We start from the raw sequence: 17380 nt of genomic DNA on the forward strand, positions 1-17380 counted from the left end.
GAAATTTTTGCGTTCGGTACCATCGAACGCTAGAGGCTACTATAATCGACCGCTTACATTTGAGCAACCGCCGAGCCTGTTTTGACATCAGACATTACTGGAGAATTAACCGGGCAACTTGCCGCTTTATTAGCAGCTGCCTTCTGGGCTGTCGCCACCGTGTTGTACCACCGTGCCGGTAGCCACTTCTCGCCCTTACAAATGAACTTAGTTAAAGGCGTTGTTGCCACTCCCCTGCTTTTGATAATGAGTTTGTTGCTGGGTAACTCATTAGAGCTAAGCTCTAGCCTGTGGTTACTCGCCCTAAGCGGCATTATAGGTATTACCATTGGCGACAGTTGTCATTTTGCTGCACTGCGCCGTTTAGGCCCCTGGCACGCTATGTTGCTGGAATATCTGGCACCACCAATAGCTGCATTCATGGCCTGGGCGTTTTTAAGTGACGGTTTATCCACCATTGAAATTACCGGTGCGGTCATAACCTTAAGCGGTGTTCTGTGGGTCGTTACTGAAAAAGCCCCAGACAAACAGCCTGCGCTTTCATTATCAGGTATATTCTTCGGCTGCGGCGCCGCACTCTGTCAGGCTACCGGTTTAGTCATGGCTTTTGCGGTGCTAAAGCAATCCAGCGTAAACGCTATTGATGCGGCATTTGTGCGTCTTGCCGCCGGCTCCTTTTTACTCGCCATAATTGTCGGACTTTCGAAACGAGGCGCGTACAACGCAATCATAAAACAAGTTCGCTCTATTAACCCTTTGCCGCTACTCGGCGCCATTGTGTTCGGTACGTTCCTGGCTATTTGGTTACAACAAATTTCTATCGCCAATATCAACCCGGGCCTTACCCAGACTTTACTCTCCACCGCACCACTCTTTTTGATACCGATTTCTTTACTGAAAAAACAACGAATTACCTCGCGTTCCATAACCGGAGCTTTAATCGCATTGGGCGGAATCAGTATTTTATTTCTATAGTTACAAGCAGGACTTTATAGTGACGAGTGAATTATGAACGAAGAAAACTTACAAAGTGTGCCGGTGAAATGCCCGCACTGTGGGCACAATACCTTTTTAGATATTGATGCCTCAGAGGGAAATCAGGATTATCAGGAAGAATGTGCTGCCTGCGGTGACCTCATTCATGTTCAGTTACAAGTTGATGAAGTTAACCAGCAGGCACGGGTGAAAGTAGATGGTAACGATGAGCAGTTTTACTGACGTTTAGCCAGCACACGCTCAACTGTTTCAACAATAGTGATGGTTTGCTGATCAAGTTCAATATTCAGACTGTCACCCACCTGCGTTGATTCCAAATTGGTCAGGCGCAAAGTTTCCGGAATTAAATGCAGACTAAAGCAATTAGCTTCAACCTGACCTACCGTCAAACTGGCGCCGTTAACCGCAATAAACCCTTTGGCAAACAAGTACGGGGTATATTGCTCTGGTAGTTCTATCCACATAGCAACGTTATTCTCAGAGGTGTCAATTTTATTCACTTTGCCCTGGCAGTGAATATGACCTGAAACTGCATGCCCGCCAATTTCATCGCCCACTTTTAGTGACCGCTCCAAATTAACCTTGTCTCCCTCTCCTAACAGCCCTAAATTTGTTAGTCGCAGGGTTTCATCAATAACGTCAAAGTGCACCTCAGTATCGCTAAATTCAACCACAGTTAAACAACAACCATTTATGGCAATACTTGCACCAATAGCCAGGTTTTGCAGAAATTGGGGTTCAGTTTTAACAACCAGATGTCGAAAAGATCCTTGGTCGGAGACTGAAAATATCGTAGCTTGGGTTTGAACTATACCGGTAAACATCGATAAGAACCTTATTGCAAGGAATAATACAATGAAGCGAAGTGTACTGATTTTCCGCTCTTTTGGCTATGCGTTAGTCGCTTTAGGGTTATCGGCCTGCTCAGATGACCAGGGTCTAACGGAATACGCAGATGCACTGCATAGCCGTGTCCAAAGTACACTAAAACTCCCCAATAACTCAATAGAAGCCCCCAAACCTCAGCTCCAGTATCCGGGCAAGCGCCCACTAACCCGAAATATTGAGCGGAGAAGCATGGGCTTACTGGAAAGTCTTCGGCTTAATCACTGTCAGTTAGGCCAGCTAATTGCTGAAAACAACAGTTCACTGGGAAAGCTAAAAGATGGGTTTAGCCGCTATCATGCTGACCTGAATATGATTCAGGCACTGAAGAAATGCATTGAGCATCCTGAATCAACCAATGTTAAAGATAAATTGAAAGAAGCATTAGTGCATAAGGAATCTCAACTGCAGAACAGCCTGGCAAATGCTTTCGCTCGTGACGACGGGCTGAGAAAAGCTCTGTCTGTTGGTAATAATTCGTTACCTAAAATACATGTGACGGAGTACAACTACGCTGTGAATGCGCTGGAGCGATTTACCCGCATTTTAGAGCGTTGGAGCTACACAAAAGAAGCAGATGCCCCCGATGAGCTAATAGAGATGCTCGGTCGTTTAGAGCGCAGTGACTACCTTCCTGACTTGTTCCGTACTATGCTAGATTACTCTTATAAACTGGAGAAAATGACCGAGCTGCTGCCTGAAGTTCCTAAGTCAGTTTATTGTCAAAATGGAAAAGTGCCAGATGACGCATTAGCACTAAAAGAAGCTTTTAACGCCATTTACCTCAAAGAAATGCAAAGTGACATAGCAGAATTGATTGAACAGCATCAGCGCTTACTCATGACTCTGGAGAACCTCGCAGGTATAGCCCCTCAACCGGAGCTAAAAGCTTACATTGCAGAACTCGGTACACTCAGTAAAAAGCTAACCGATGCATCAGTGCATTTTGTACGCCCATGGCAAAAATTCTATAGTGCCTGTGACTTTACACCAGGGCTGGATTAGCGGTTCGCTTAAAGATGCCAGTGTTTAGTTAGGCCAGGGTGTGGCGTACCCTGCTCTTTTTGATGAATTTCATTGATAACGTACCGTAAGCCAATAAAGACCCAAAGCCAGAACGCGGCATGTAGAGCCCCCGCCATAACAACAATGACGGAAGAGCGCATCAAAATATCGACATGTAATATATTAAAAGCGAGCTGTGCAATAATGCCGGCGATGGTCGCCAAAAAAAGAAGCCCTGCAACGGCACGTATTACTCGTAAAAAAGTAAACATTTAACCACCTCTTTTTCGTCAGTAAAAACTGAGTGTAGTGAACATTCTAGCAAAAGCCTTCTTAAGAAGGTAAGCGCAGTTATTCAAAGCTGAATAGAATTTCGACAAACAAATGCATTTAGTAAAAAATCACTTGCACCTGTGAGCGCAAATCACTAATATACCGCCCGTCGTTAACGACATTCCCCATAAAGTGCGTCCGTAGCTCAGTTGGTTAGAGCGCTGCCTTGACATGGCAGAGGTCGGTAGTTCGAGTCTACTCGGACGCACCATTCTAAGCGCCCGGCTTAACCCATAGAAAAATACTTTTACTCTGTTAATTAAAATACCCCCAAGTTTTATTCATTTACTTTGACTTTAATGGAAACACAACGACTAAAGCCTGGACAGGTTCTGTCTGTGAATTTCTTAATTGAAATGAAACATTGTTTGTATCGAAGTTTAACTAGCGCGGGCTTTAAGAAGGTAAGGGAAGTTTTTAGGGTAAATTTTGCCGCCCGTCTAAAACGACAGGCAGCAGGTTTAACTGGATTGCTTAGAAGTGCCAAGCAGCGCCAATGAAATAGCTATCATCTGTATCGCTGTCAAAACCATCTACATAAGCTGCACTTAAGCTGAATGAGCTGTTAATGTACCAACGAGCAGACAATTCAAATTGTTGGTAATCATCTTCATAGATGTCGAGGTGACGAACTAAACCGCCAAATTCAACCGCTTCGTTTAAACGATAAACAGCACCAGCTTGCACTGCATAACCATAATCATCATCAATACCAGAAGCATCCGCATAAGCTAGGTTAGCATCGACAAAACCCGCAAGCTGCTCAGTAAAGTCATGCTTATAACCAACACCAACTAGAGCTTGGTCAGATGAAAGACCGTGGTCACTAGTGTGGATGTAATCGCCCGTCAAGTAAATAGACTCGTCAAGCATTACACGACCATTAAGACCGAAAGCATCGCCATCAAAATCACTAGCGTCAATGTAGCGTGCTTCTACGCGATCAAAGTCAGAACCTTGGTCTGCGGCTAAAGTTGCACCACTAAATAACGCGGCGCCGATAAGTGTAGCTAATACTGCTTTTTTCATTCTTTAATACTCCGTTATGTCGTGCGTGTCCCGCACTTACTACTTCCGAGCTGCCAGGCAGCACTGCTTCATTCAGCGAAGCAATGTATGTAATAATAACGAAATAAACTTATATTTTTTGTTGTTTTTTAGTTGATAATCATATGATTATCGACATTTTTTACGACAAAAAGCAAAGAGAGTATGCGGGTAGATATACCTGCATACTCTCGAGTGAAAAGCTACTTAATAACGATAGGATTAATTGGAGAACCCGAGCCTCGCTCCATTTTTAAAGGCGCGGCAGTAAACATAAAGGTATATTGACCGTCTTCAAGGCTATCTGCAGCTAAATCGTCCAGCCAGTAAAGCTCACTCAACACCACACCTAAGTCCCGAATAAGCGCCCCATGCAGCGGGATCACATAATCTTTACCTTCAATCTTTTGCGGTACAAGTTCAACTGCCAGGTTATCAGCCGCAATCACGGGTATCTCCATATTATCAATCCATTTGATCAGGTCTTTGCTATAACACAGGCCGGGCTCTGTTGTTGCGCTCCACTCAGCATCTGGTTCCTCCTGATAGAAACGCCCTACAGATCCTGTTCTTATTAACAAAATATCGCGTTTTTCAACGGTTACATCCTGCGCTTCTGCCGTATCTTTCAAGTCTTGTAACGTAATGCATGAGCCCGGTGCCAGCCGTCCTACGTCACCACCTTTCAAATGCCCGACATCCAGCAGTACTCCGCGGCCAACAATACCGTGTTCAGCTAATACACCGACATCAACATGATCATGTCCATGCACTGTGCTATCGGCTGATACCCCGCCGTATACTTTATCGCCATACCAGGCGTGACCTAGTGCATCCATGTGCGTCGTGCCCTGTAAGTACATAAAAACTGCATCGTCTGAGTACTTAACGCCACCGGCCAGCTCATCCAGCTTATTTACGCTGTACATACTCTCGTCCTGCGTCATGAAGTGCATAGCCGGAACGCGTCCCGGGAACACAGGTCCCACTCCATGAGTAATCGGCAGTTGCAACGTAAAAGTTTCACCTGAACGAACGGCTTTTATACCACGTAAGGCCTGTTTTTCATCAAGGTAGTTAAGGGCTCCAAGTTGATCGTCATCGCCCCATTTCCCCCAGTTTTTGGGCATATCTTTTTGAAGGTTTTCAATATCGCTGGTCTGAGCCAACGAAACTCCCGAGGCACTCATAAGTGCGGTAGCTAAAGCCATTGATAGTACTGATTTTATAGTTTTCATTGTTCTTCCTTTTTTGTTGTTCTAACGCTTATATTAATAACTAAGTTTGATGTACTTAGTTTCCAAATATTCTTCAATTCCATGACGCCCGCCCTCACGGCCTATCCCCGACGATTTAACGCCGCCAAAAGGCACTGCCGCGTCAGATATAACGCCGCTATTAACACCAATCATTCCAACTTCAAGAGCTCTCGAAAGACGGTTAACCTGTCCTAAGTTCTGGCTGTAAAAATAAGCAGCTAATCCGGTTTGTTGCTGTCTGAGTTCTTCTAATAAAGCTGTCTCATCGTTGTATCGAACAATAGGTGCAACAGGCCCGAAAATTTCTTCATTCACACAACGCATAGAGCTATCAGCATTGAGTAACACAGTCGGGTAATACCAACGCTCTGAGTTTACCCACCGCTCTCCGCCGCAGGCGATTACGGCACCTTTTTTTACTGCATCTGCGACTATCTGCTCCACTTTTTCGAGTGCATTTTCATTAATCAATGGACCAATATCGACGGACTCATTTTTGCCGTTACCCAACATGAGTTGATTCACGCAGGCGATGAACTTCTCAGTAAACTCATCATAAACTTTGGTATGAATGTAAAAGGCATTGGCACATACGCAGGTCTGCCCCGCATTGCGAAATTTTGATTGGATAGCTCCTTGCACTGCACGCTCGACATCTGCGGTTTCACAAACAATAAAAGGCGCATTTCCGCCGAGTTCAAGTGAGAGTCGCTTAATCGTTGAAGCTGATGAAGCCATAAGTAAACGCCCGACTCGAGTTGAGCCGGTAAAACTTAACTTTCTGACCACGGCACTTTCACTGAATATTTTGCCAATAGCCTCCCCGTCGCCGGTTACAATGCTTAAAACACCTTCGGGAATCCCCGCCTGTATCGCTAACTCAGCAATTGCAATTGCTGTCAGTGGGGTTTCAAGAGCTGGTTTCACCAACATTGTGCAACCAGCCGCCAGTGCCGGCGCAACTTTTCGCGTGATCATCGCCGCAGGAAAATTCCAGGGTGTTATCGCAGCACAAACACCTACCGGCTCAGTAATAACTATCATCGATTCATCGATTGACGAGTACGGCAGAACGCTCCCCTGGTCTTGCAGGCTTGGCTGCGCATACCATTGAATGTAACTTGCTGCGTAACGTATCTCGCCTCGCGACTCAGATAATGGTTTACCCTGCTCACTGGTCAAAATGCCAGCAAGCTCCTCTTCCTTTTCATGCATGAGTTGATACCAGCGGAACAGCTTCTCGCATCGCTCTCTGAGAGGAACGTCTCTCCACTTGTAAAAAGCGGTTTCCGCAGACTCTATAGCACGTAAAATTTGCCTCGGTGTTAAATCGGGTACGTGACCTATCACATGTCCAGTTGCAGGATCATCAACAGCTATTGAGCTTTTTGTTGACGTGCCAACCCGGCTGTTTTTTATTAACTCCACATTATCGGGCTGTAAAACTTGTTCATTATTCATCGTTCGGTAAGTCCCTTTTTTGTTCTATGCGCCAGCGTTTTTGTTTTTTAACTAAAGTCGACTGATCAACTCCCAGAGCGCTGGCTGCCGCCCGCGTCGTACCGTGTATCAATAACGCCTCTTCAATTACTTTCTTCTCAAGCATCTCTACCTGCTCTTTTAGCGAGCAACCTTCACGCCCTAACGGCCTGTCAGTTGCTATTTCTATAGGTAACTGAGCCGTTGTGATCAGCGACTGTTCAGAAGTCACCATTAATCGTTCTGTCAGGTTAATCAGCTCGCGAATATTGCCCGGCCATTCATATTGTTTAAGACGAGCAATCACATCCGCATGCCAACGACAGTCCAGCTCATAGTTTTCATTGAAATGGTTGAGATAATGTTCAAGCAGTACGGGGATTTCTTCCATCCTTTCTCGCAGGGGAGGCAGTTCAATCGGTACCACACTTAATCGGTATAACAAGTCTTCCCGAAAATGACTTTCGGCAACAAGTTTCTTTAAGTCATGATGTGTTGCAGAAATTAACCGAAAGTTCGTTTGCTTAAACGATGTCGCGCCGACCGGTAAAAACCGCTTCTCATCAATAACTTTAAGTAACTTGGCTTGAAGAGTTAGTGGCAAATCACCAATTTCATCAAGAAACAAAGTGCCATTATTAGCCGCCTCAAGTAACCCTGTCTTGCCTTTCTCTGAGGCTCCGGTGAACGCCCCGGAAGCATAACCAAATAACTCAGACTCAAGCAGAGATTCTGGCATCGCGGCACAATTTAATTCAATAAAAGGCCCGTTAGCGACATTGCTGTAACTATGAATAGTCCGTGCAAGCAGTGTTTTCCCGGTACCTGTTTCTCCCTGTAGCAACACTTTTGCAGAGGAGCTTGCGACTCGTTTTGCGAGATCATAGCAAGCTCTCATTTGCCGACTAATGACAAAAGGCTCTTTATGGCCATCGGTTGAAACAGAAGCCCCATATTGCTCTCGTAAGCTCAGTAACTGTTCCAGCTTTTCCTGCGCTCTTTTAGCTTTTAGCAGCTCAGTGACATCCCGAACCGTGGTAACGATGTATTCAATACGCCCGTCGGAGTCGAACATTGGTGTACCAGAAACTAAAATTTGGTGCTCTTTACTTACGTCCTGCGTCAAAGTAACAGGTCTTCTTTCTTTCAAAACCTCCAAAGATACCGAGCGCGAAATATAGCCACGCTTCACAACTTCGGACATATGTAACCCCCGAAGCTTTTCCTTCGGAATACCGGTAATACGCTCATAAGCCGTATTAACCGTTATCGTAATGCCGTTACCATCGGTGATATAAACACCGTCGCTCATCGCATCTAATACACGCTGTAACCTATCGCTACCGAACATCGCTCTGCTCCTTTTTAGGTGCGCGCAAACGCCAGCCATATAGCAAAAAACATAACAGCAGCCCTGCAGCGAAAGCCCAGGTTGCTCCTTTAACTACAAGAATTGCCCCGATAATTCCAGCTATGCCCAGGTCGCGTTCCGTTTTTGCTTCCTGAATGCCAATACGAACGCTGACGTAGCCTTGTATAAGCAAAGTCAGAGCTAAAGCAATTCCCAGAATCGGTTGAACTAAGCTAACCACCGGCAGAAGTAAAAGGCCGGTATTGGTTCCCCAGCGAAAAGAACCCGCGCCTCCAAAAATGGAGTCCATAGCTTTCCGCCCTTTTTTAAAGCGCTCAACAATTACCACATGCATTGCCGCCCATAACGGTCCGCACATCGCAACATCAGGGCCAATAATACTCATACCAAAGTTGCGGGCACCAAAAATGAGATGCGCGCGATCGGCGTTGTAATCAATTTTTTCGTCCTGACGCATCTCATCTGCTTCCGCCAGAATAGCTTTGCTCTGTAACACATCGCCGAACAGCACAATATAAGCTGCCAGCACCGTTGGTATGGCAGTTAAAAACATACTGAGAGGCGGTAGCCCGACACCAAAAACGGTGTAATGCGCGAATAAGGTTGCGAAGTCAGGTGATGTTATGCCCCATTCGATATCTGGCCATGGAGCTTCTGAAGCCAGTGGTGCAATCACAATAGCCAAAGCGATAATGGGAAAAATGCCGAGCTTACCCAGTGCACGAAGAACCCAGTGTTTATTCTGAACCGTCGCAAAATGACGTGAAAAAATAAGATAAAAAGCAATGCCAACCGCAATTGAGATAGTAAACGGATAGGATTCGAAACGGCCTCCCTCCTCAAATACTACCGCTACCGCAGCTAATCCGGAGCCCATGATGATCCCAGCTTTTATAGCACTGGGAATAAGCTGTACTACCCGTTTTGCAACACCGGATGCTCCCAGCCCAATAGCAAAAAGTCCCAGCATCATCTGAAACGCTATCAAAGCATGCACTCTCGCTTCCCCCTCCGGAAAGGTCGATACGTACATCATCAATAAAGGAATAGCGGGCGTTATCCATCCTGGAACAACAGGGTCGCCCAATAAATGGTGCAACAAATAAAACGCGCCATTAATCAAAACAACCGCTAATGCCGCTTCAAATGGCATTCCCAGTAATTCGGTCATTAACGATATTGCCGCCAAATCGACGGCGCACATTAATAATCCCTGCAGATAGTCTGGCCACTCAAAGCGATAGTGCAGAAATGGCAATCTGACCTTGAATGGTCCCATAGGCCAGAAAGGTGCTTCAGCCCCGTCTTTTCGTTGTTTCCATAACGACATAATGAGTCCTTTTAGTAAGCGGCCTGATAAATTGCTTCGATATCATCGACGCTAAGTTCACGAGGATTATTTCTCAATAAACGAGTCACACCACTCGCCGCTTCAGCTATTGAACGCAGATCACTGCGTTCAATACCAAACTCTCTTAATCCGCCCGGAATTTCGACAGCCCGGCAGAGGGATTCAAGTTTCTCAATAACGAAGTCTCCTGCGTCGGCTTCGCTAATCGTTGCCTCGGCCCCCATCGCCAGCGCGATATTGAGAAAATCATTTGGGCAGGATGATAGATTCCAGCGCATGACGTGAGTGAACATCAGTGCATTACTAACCCCATGCGACAAGTGATAACGCCCGCCCAGGGGATAAGCCAAGGCATGTACTGCACCAACTCCTGCATTTCCGAATGCCAACCCAGCCATTAAGCTACCGGTAGCCATACGCTCTCTTGCGTCGAGATCGTCAGGACGTCGATAAGCATCGGGCAAGGCGTTGACGATCATTTTTATGGCGCCTACTGATAACGCCCGGGTGATATCTGAAGCAAAATTAGAAATATAACTTTCTACGGCGTGCACCAATGCATCAATGCCACTTGCTGCCGTTACAGATGGCGGGCAACTCTGCGTCAATTCCGGTGCAACAATCGCCACATCCGGCAGCAGTTCATCGCTGACAATCCCCTTTTTCAGTTGTGCCTCTACGTCTGACAGGATGGATATATTAGTGACTTCGGAGCCTGTTCCTGCGGTGGTCGGTAAACAAATTAAAGGCACGGTTCGCCGCGCACAATTGTTCTCGCCAAACAGTTCGTTCAAAGCTCTCTTCTCACTTTGATATACCGCAACGGCTTTTGCGGTATCCATTGCACTGCCGCCACCAATTCCAATAATCCCATCACAGCTTTCATTAATGAAAACGTCACGGCACGATTCAACGACATGGGTTTCTGGCTCCGCTGATATCTCAGAGTAAATAACAATACCCGTAATGCCCTGACTTTTAAGTTCGGCAACAATAGGTTGGATTAGCCCGGCATCAAGTACGCCTTTATCCGTCACAATTAAGGGATGCCTCAAGTTAAGCCTGCACATCTCGGAAAATAGCTGGTTACTTGCTCCTGAGCCGGTAAGCAATCGTCCCGCCGTTTTAAAAACCTGTACGCTATTAGCTGTCATAGATTTCCTTCATCTATACCTTCAAGTTATGTCAATAAACTGTAGCAAAACCCGTACCACTCACAACAAAATTATATAACCCTTTGTTTTTAAATTACTTTACGTGACTTCACCTGCTGAAATTAAAATATCTTGATGAATTAAATCATCAATACACCAATATTTGATGAGATATTTCATCAAATAGTTAAATGTAAATACATTAAAAAATCATAAAAAACATAGAGTTACTCGAAGCCCACCGTTTGGCACAAGCATTGCTACTCAAACCGCTGACATTAGTCAAATAATAAAAAACCAGGGATTATAAAAATGAATAACAAATACACTATTTACCGGTCGCTAAGTATTGCAGGAATGTTAATCAGTGGAAGCTCAGCAGCGCAGACAACTCCGGACTGGGATTTCAACTTTAACGGCTACATCAATGCACATGCGGTATACGCAAGCTGTGACGACTCTGATAATACCGTCGCAGGAAACGCGCTGCTATGTATTGGTGAAGATGCTACGTCAGTATCAAATGGATACAGCCCCTCCAGCTTTCAATTCTCAGCAACAACTCAGACACATGATTTCGATATAAAAGCATTTTTAGCAATTGAGCCAGGATCTACTGATAACAGTGCCTTTAACGGCAACGGAGACAATCGGGCTTACCGAGCGTATTTTACAGTAGGAAATGACGATGTCGGAACGTTAAAAGTCGGACGCGGCTATGGAGTATTTGGCATTGATGTCGTTTTAGAGGATATGGCATTGAGCGGTGTCGGTGCGCCGGCCTCAATTCGCAGCCCATTAAATACCTCGTTGGGTGCCGCGGGCTATGGCTATATTTTTGCCGACCGACTTTCTCAAATTACATACAGTCGTGAACTAGGAGAAAACTTCCACGCTGATATCGGCATTTTTCAACCTTTAGATTCTGTCAGTTTCGGCGGTAATGGTTATGTTGGCGATTCAGGTTCTGAACGCCCTGGACTTCATGGACGGCTTCGCTATAACTACGATTACGGGTTTATTTCAACAACTTTCTATAATCAAAAGGTCAGTACCTCACTTGATGATTACAATGCAAAAGGAATCGATATCACTGCCGCCATTCAGCTTGATGACACTCGGTTATCACTCTCAGCTTTTGATGCGTCAGGCCTGGGCTATTATGGCTTATTAATTGATGCTGCTGACATCAACGGCAGTCCACGCGACAGTTCAGGCTGGTTTACACAGCTAACCCATCAATTTGGTGCAACCAAAGTTGGCCTGAATTATGGCACGTCAAAAGTGGACTTAGCTGGCGTAGACAGCTTAGAGCAAGTCAAACAACAAACAAAAGTCAGCGCTGCCGTTTATCACACCTTATGGGAAATTTTTACGGTTTCGGCTGAAGTGTCGGCGCTAGAAGCAGAAAACCACATGAACCAAAGCATTAAAAACGAAGCTTTCAGTATCGGCTTTGCGCTGTCATTTTAATCATTAGCATTATTTTCAATAGACAGTCACTGCTCGCGCTTTCAGAGCAATGACTGTCAAACTGGCAGTTTAGTAGCTAAGCACCATTTGAAAATCTCCTTCCTGTCTTCTAAATTCAATACTTTAGGTTCATTCAGCACTCCAACAGAAGTTGACCGAAGCAATGACGAATTCAGGCATCATACTGGTGGCGTCAGCGGCGCTGTTCTGGGGACTGTCCGGCGGAATAGCCGGCATTCTAATCAACGACGATTGGAATGCCGTTTTAGTATCTTTTTGCCGGGGTGCTGTCGGGCTTATATTTGTGCTGATGTGGTTGGTTTTAAGACCTCGCAATAGTGGGTTCACTAACGGTAAGTTATGGTTGTGGTCTATCATCGCCGGGTTTGGGGTCTCCGGAAATTTCGCTTTTTATTTCTTCAGTATTTCTGAGAGCAGCGTTGCCGTTGCAGCGACACTCATGTATTGCGCCCCCATATTTGTTTACCTAATTTCTTTCGCTATTAAAATTGAACGCCCCACGTTAAGCAAATGTGCTGCAATATTGTTAGTCATGGCTGGTGTCGTATTGCTCACCCGTGTGTATCAAATCGACAGCAGTGGTATTACTCCTATAGGCGTCATAGCCGGACTTCTTTCAGGTATGTCACTGGCGCTTTTTATTTTTGGCTTTAAATACGCCGCCAGGCAAGGTAGTCCGCAGGCGGTTCTTGCAATCGCATTTTCTACCCTGACACTGGCTCTGGGGACATTAATTGATATAGAGGAAGCCGGCAGAGTCGTGAACTCAGCAGACTGGCCGCTCTTTGCTATTCTCGGAGTACTGGGCGGTGGCGCATCATTTATTCTTTATATTATTGGGCTGAGAAGAACATTGCCCGCGCTGGCATCTATAGTGGCGACAATAGAACCCGTTACGGCAGCGCTATTCGGCGTGATTATTTTAGGTGAGGTGCTGGCTTACACGCAGGTACTAGGAATGCTGATAATACTGGCTACGGTCACTGCGCTGGGTGTTTATTCGAGCAAACAGTGAAGCTTTTGCTCAGATTACCTCAGTGTATTTGTCCGGAACCCTGTTACAATAACCACAGAAACCTGACACAGAAAGTGGCCCCTTTAATGCCTATAAATACGCCTGAAAATATCTCGGATAACACTTCTGAGACTTCACCTGAACTCCTTCACTTTAATCAACTGAACCTGCCGCCAGCGTTACTGACACGGCTTGATGAAATTGGTTACCAACAAATGACACCGGTGCAGTCCTTAAGCTTGCCGGTCATTTTAAATAACACCGACGCCGTTGTTCGCGCTGATACCGGTTCAGGAAAAACCACCGCTTTTGCGCTGACTTTGCTGGCAAAGCTGGAGGCAAAAAGCTTTTCGCCACAGGCGTTGGTATTGTGCCCTACTCGTGAACTCGCCCATCAGGTTGCTGACGAGGTTCGTAAGCTGGCTAAGTCAATGCTTAATATCAAAATACTGACCCTGTGCGGTGGCGAGCCATCACGTATTCAGACCAACTCGCTTGAGCATGGCGCTCATGTTTTAGTTGGCACACCCGGGCGGGTACTTGATCATCTTGAGCAGCGCAATGTTGATTTGTCTATGTTGACGACTCTGGTTCTTGATGAAGCCGACCGAATGTTAGAAATGGGATTTCAGGACAGCCTGAACGCCATCGTTAAACACATTCCAAAAACACGACAGACACTATTATTCAGTGCCACCTACCCTAAAAATATCGCTGCCTTAGCAGAACAGGTGACAACTAAGGCTAGAAATATTGAGGCCATTCAAGAGCAGGCAAAGCCGCAAATTGAGCAGCTCTTTTATGCCATGAATAATGAAGACAGCGCACAGCTGGTAATGAATTTACTGGGCGATCATCAACCCGAAAACTGTCTGGTTTTCTGCAACACCAAGAACGAAGTAAAAGACATTTTTAACACACTTCGGGCCAATAAATTCAGCGTATTGGCTCTGCATGGTGAGCTTGAACAAAAAGATCGCGATCAGGCGATTATACAATTTAGTAATGGCAGTGCTCGCGTACTCATTGCAACCGATGTCGCTTCCCGTGGGCTGGATATCGCCGAACTTGATTTAGTGATTAGCGTTAATATGGCTCATGATTTAGACACTCATACCCACCGCATAGGTCGTACTGGACGCGCGGGCAAAGAAGGCGTCGCAATAACCTTAATTGCGGAAAAAGATGATTATAAAATGCGCTTGCTTGAGGATACTTTTGCCGAACCCATTCAGGTAAAACCTGCGCCAGCGCTGTCTAACAATAGACCGTTGAAAGCCAATATGTCGACCATACAAGTCAGTGGCGGGAAAAAGGACAAGTTGAGACCGGGTGACATTGTTGGCGCCCTAACGAAGGATAACGTTTTAAGTGCTGACGACATTGGAAAAATAAAGCTGGAAAGTACCTTTGGTTTTGTTGCGGTAAACTCCCGTTTGGCTAAGCACGCTTTAGGGCTTATCAATAATAATAAAATAAAAGGTAAGAAGTTTCGGGCAAAAGTACTTTAATTCGCGGTGTCTCAGCCTGCTCTCTTAAATGACAATGTAAAAAGCGGTGATACTCTCTTCGTTCTGAAGAGAATACCACCGCTCACACGCTTAACTATTATTTCAGATCAAAGCGATCTAACTGCATGACTTTCGTCCATGCCTGAACAAAGTCGTTAACAAACTTCTCGTCTGCATCACTCATTGCATACACTTCTGCAACAGCACGCAATTCAGAGTTTGAACCGAAAATCAGATCAACCGTCGTAGCAGTATATTTCTGTTCTCCAGTTTTACGATCAAAGCCTTCGTATATCGCTTCGTTGTCCGATGACTTTTTCCATTCGTTATCCATGCTTAGCAGGTTAACGAAAAAGTCATTATTCAACGTGCCCGGCTGGTCTGTGAAAACACCATGATCACTGTCGTTATAATTAGCGTCCAGCGAACGTAAGCCACCCACTAATACCGTCATTTCCGGTACCGTTAAGGTTAGCTGGTCAGCTTTATCTACCATATGCTGAGCTGGTGAAACACGGTTGCCTTCAGCATAGTAGTTGCGGAATGCGTCAGCTTTAGGCTCAAGGAACGAGAACGAGTTAACGTCCGTCATTTCCTGAGAGGCATCAGTACGACCCGGCTCAAAAGGTACCGTCACATCGTAACCGGCATCTTTCCCCGCTTTTTCAATAGCCGCAGCGCCGCCTAAAACGATAACATCAGCCAAAGACACGTACTTGTCGCCGGACAGCTCATCATTAAAGTCTTCCTGAACGCCTTTCAGCGTATCCAGCACTTTCTTAAGCTCAGCCGGGTTGTTCGCTTCCCAGTTCATCTGAGGCTCTAATGCAATACGAGCGCCGTTAGCACCGCCACGCATGTCAGTACCGCGGAAGCTTGATGCCGAAGCCCAGGCCGTACGAACTAACTGAGGCACGCTAAGGCCTGAGTCCAGAATTGCAACCTTAAGCTGCTCAACGTCATTCTCGTTAATCAGTTCAAAATCGACTGCAGGAATTGGATCCTGCCACAGAAGATCTTCCTGCGGAGCCATATCACCAAGATAACTCTGTTTAGGCCCCATATCGCGGTGCGTCAATTTGAACCAGGCTTTTGCGAACGCCAGTTCAAACTCTTTAGGGTCTTCATGGAAGCGTTTAGCAATTTTGCGATACTCAGGGTCTTCTTTTAGCGAAAGATCCGTCGTAAACATAATAGGTGCGTGACGCTTGCCTTCAACGTGAGCATCAGGAACTAAATTAGACGCCTGACCATCAACAGGGATCCACTGAATAGCACCGGCTGGACTCTTAGTCTGTTCCCACTCAAAACCAAACAGGTTATCCAGATACTGAGTTGTCCAGGCTGTCGGGTTCACTGACCACGCCCCCTCTAAACCACTGGTAATGGTATCTTCGGCGTTACCTTTACCACATTTATTTTTCCAGCCCAGACCTTGCTCTTCAACACCTGCAGCCGCGGGTTCCGCGCCTAAACATTCTTCTGGCTTGTGCGCACCATGTGCCTTACCAAAGGTATGTCCACCGGCAATCAGAGCAACGGTTTCTTCGTCGTTCATTGCCATGCGGCCAAAGGTGTCACGGATGTCCTTCGCAGCCAGTAAAGGATCAGGCTTGCCGTTAGGGCCTTCGGGGTTAACATAAATCAGACCCATCTGAACAGCGGCCAGAGGGTTTTCAAGTTCGCGATCGCCTGAATAACGCTCATCACCCTTTAACCATTCTTTTTCGGGGCCCCAGTAAACAATATCAGGTTCCCAGGCATCTTCACGTCCGCCGGCAAAACCAAAAGTTTCGAAACCCATAGACTCAAGCGCAACGTTACCGGTTAGCACCATCAAGTCAGCCCATGAAATATCTCTTCCGTATTTCTGTTTGACTGGCCATAACAGACGGCGCGCTTTATCCAGACTGACGTTATCCGGCCAGCTGTTCAAAGGTTCAAAACGTTGCTGAGCGCCTGCCGCACCGCCGCGGCCATCCTGAACCCTGTAGGTTCCGGCACCATGCCAGGCCATACGAATAAAGAATGGACCATAATGACCGTAGTCGGCTGGCCACCAGTCCTGATCAGAGGTCATCAGCTCTTCAATGTCTTTTTTAACCTGCTCAAGGTCAAGCTGACTGAAGGCTTCGGCATAATCAAAATCATCGCCGTAAGGGTCTGATTCAGGACTATGTTGACGCAATGGCTCTAAATTGAGCTTATTTGGCCACCAGAAATCGTTCGACTTAGGCTCTGGAGAATTCACCTCATAAGATGCGTTTTCCTGAGCATTTGCAACACCCGTTCCGGCTGAAAACGATATCGCAATCGCTACAGCGGAAAGTAAAGGTACTGTTTTCTTAAACATGATTAATTACCCTTTTCGTTAGACACAATAAGTGCGTCAGTAATATAAAACAAACGCAGTGTTTTAGGGGGCTCAGATAGGCTCGAAAAATAGATTGCCATAATCGGATTGTCAGTCTTGACCCAA

The 17380-nt window shown here is 46.0% G+C and carries 15 protein-coding genes and 1 tRNA gene; 7 read left to right on the forward strand and 9 right to left on the reverse strand.

Annotation, left to right across the window (positions count from 1 at the left end; translation table 11 throughout):
- Positions 1 to 81 precede the first annotated feature (81 nt).
- Entirely contained in the window at positions 82 to 975 is an 894-nt protein-coding gene (locus IL_RS07180; protein WP_011234646.1) for a DMT family transporter, read from the forward strand.
- Between the two features lie 33 nt (positions 976 to 1008).
- Positions 1009 to 1218, forward strand: a complete 210-nt coding sequence (locus IL_RS07185) for a CPXCG motif-containing cysteine-rich protein (RefSeq protein WP_011234647.1) — start codon at positions 1009 to 1011, stop codon at positions 1216 to 1218.
- On the opposite strand, the gene IL_RS07190 is transcribed toward IL_RS07185, so the two are convergent.
- The gene (locus tag IL_RS07190) at positions 1212 to 1820 is read right to left on the reverse strand and encodes a riboflavin synthase (RefSeq protein WP_011234648.1); all 609 of its coding nucleotides are present in this window, start codon (positions 1818 to 1820) and stop codon (positions 1212 to 1214) included. The genes IL_RS07185 and IL_RS07190 overlap by 7 nt on opposite strands.
- Positions 1821 to 1851: 31 nt before the next feature.
- On the opposite strand from IL_RS07190, the gene IL_RS07195 reads away from it, so the two are divergent.
- Positions 1852 to 2886 carry a DUF3080 domain-containing protein gene (locus IL_RS07195; RefSeq protein WP_011234649.1) on the forward strand — a complete coding sequence of 345 codons (1035 nt, stop codon included), beginning with the start codon at positions 1852 to 1854 and terminating at the stop codon, positions 2884 to 2886.
- A gap of 8 nt (positions 2887 to 2894) precedes the next feature.
- On the opposite strand, the gene IL_RS07200 is transcribed toward IL_RS07195, so the two are convergent.
- Entirely contained in the window at positions 2895 to 3158 is a 264-nt protein-coding gene (locus tag IL_RS07200; RefSeq protein WP_011234650.1) for a hypothetical protein, read from the reverse strand.
- A 195-nt stretch (positions 3159 to 3353) separates the two neighbouring features.
- Between IL_RS07200 and IL_RS07205 the strand changes: the two genes are divergently transcribed.
- Positions 3354 to 3430 (forward strand) — tRNA-Val (locus tag IL_RS07205).
- 263 nt (positions 3431 to 3693) lie between these two features.
- Here IL_RS07205 and IL_RS07210 read toward each other — a convergent pair.
- From IL_RS07210 to IL_RS07235, 6 genes are all read right to left on the reverse strand, one after another.
- Complete coding sequence (locus IL_RS07210) at positions 3694 to 4248, reverse strand: porin (RefSeq protein WP_011234651.1); 555 nt, start codon at positions 4246 to 4248, stop codon at positions 3694 to 3696.
- 221 nt (positions 4249 to 4469) lie between these two features.
- On the reverse strand, positions 4470 to 5504 hold the full coding sequence (locus IL_RS07215; protein WP_011234652.1) for a cyclase family protein: 1035 nt from the start codon (positions 5502 to 5504) through the stop codon (positions 4470 to 4472).
- A 33-nt stretch (positions 5505 to 5537) separates the two neighbouring features.
- Positions 5538 to 6986, reverse strand: coding sequence for an NAD-dependent succinate-semialdehyde dehydrogenase (locus IL_RS07220; protein ID WP_011234653.1), 1449 nt, complete (start codon positions 6984 to 6986; stop codon positions 5538 to 5540).
- On the reverse strand, positions 6979 to 8355 hold the full coding sequence (locus tag IL_RS07225) for a sigma-54 interaction domain-containing protein (RefSeq protein ID WP_011234654.1): 1377 nt from the start codon (positions 8353 to 8355) through the stop codon (positions 6979 to 6981). Before IL_RS07225 ends, IL_RS07220 begins: the two co-directional genes overlap by 8 nt.
- Positions 8345 to 9706 carry a hypothetical protein gene (locus IL_RS07230; RefSeq protein ID WP_011234655.1) on the reverse strand — a complete coding sequence of 454 codons (1362 nt, stop codon included), beginning with the start codon at positions 9704 to 9706 and terminating at the stop codon, positions 8345 to 8347. The genes IL_RS07225 and IL_RS07230 overlap by 11 nt, the downstream gene beginning before the upstream one ends.
- Positions 9707 to 9717: 11 nt before the next feature.
- Positions 9718 to 10881 (reverse strand): iron-containing alcohol dehydrogenase, encoded by a 1164-nt coding sequence (locus IL_RS07235; protein ID WP_016341336.1) that lies wholly within the window; start codon positions 10879 to 10881, stop codon positions 9718 to 9720.
- Positions 10882 to 11193: 312 nt separating this feature from the next.
- Here IL_RS07235 and IL_RS07240 point away from each other — a divergent pair, with 312 nt between their 5' ends.
- The 3 genes from IL_RS07240 to dbpA all read left to right on the forward strand — a co-directional run bounded on the left by IL_RS07240 (position 11194) and on the right by dbpA (position 14901).
- A complete protein-coding gene (locus IL_RS07240; protein WP_011234657.1) occupies positions 11194 to 12354 on the forward strand; it encodes a porin in 1161 nt (386 codons plus the stop codon).
- Between the two features lie 163 nt (positions 12355 to 12517).
- A complete protein-coding gene (locus IL_RS07245; RefSeq protein ID WP_011234658.1) occupies positions 12518 to 13390 on the forward strand; it encodes a DMT family transporter in 873 nt (290 codons plus the stop codon).
- An 86-nt stretch (positions 13391 to 13476) separates the two neighbouring features.
- Positions 13477 to 14901 carry an ATP-dependent RNA helicase DbpA gene (dbpA, locus tag IL_RS07250; RefSeq protein WP_011234659.1) on the forward strand — a complete coding sequence of 475 codons (1425 nt, stop codon included), beginning with the start codon at positions 13477 to 13479 and terminating at the stop codon, positions 14899 to 14901.
- Positions 14902 to 14998: 97 nt separating this feature from the next.
- Here dbpA and katG read toward each other — a convergent pair whose 3' ends face one another.
- Positions 14999 to 17254 carry a catalase/peroxidase HPI gene (gene katG / locus IL_RS07255; RefSeq protein WP_011234660.1) on the reverse strand — a complete coding sequence of 752 codons (2256 nt, stop codon included), beginning with the start codon at positions 17252 to 17254 and terminating at the stop codon, positions 14999 to 15001.
- Between the last annotated feature and the right edge of the window lie 126 nt (positions 17255 to 17380).

Origin of the sequence: Idiomarina loihiensis L2TR, assembly GCF_000008465.1 — a bacterium.
In the GTDB taxonomy this organism is placed as follows: Bacteria; Pseudomonadota; Gammaproteobacteria; order Enterobacterales; family Alteromonadaceae; genus Idiomarina; species Idiomarina loihiensis.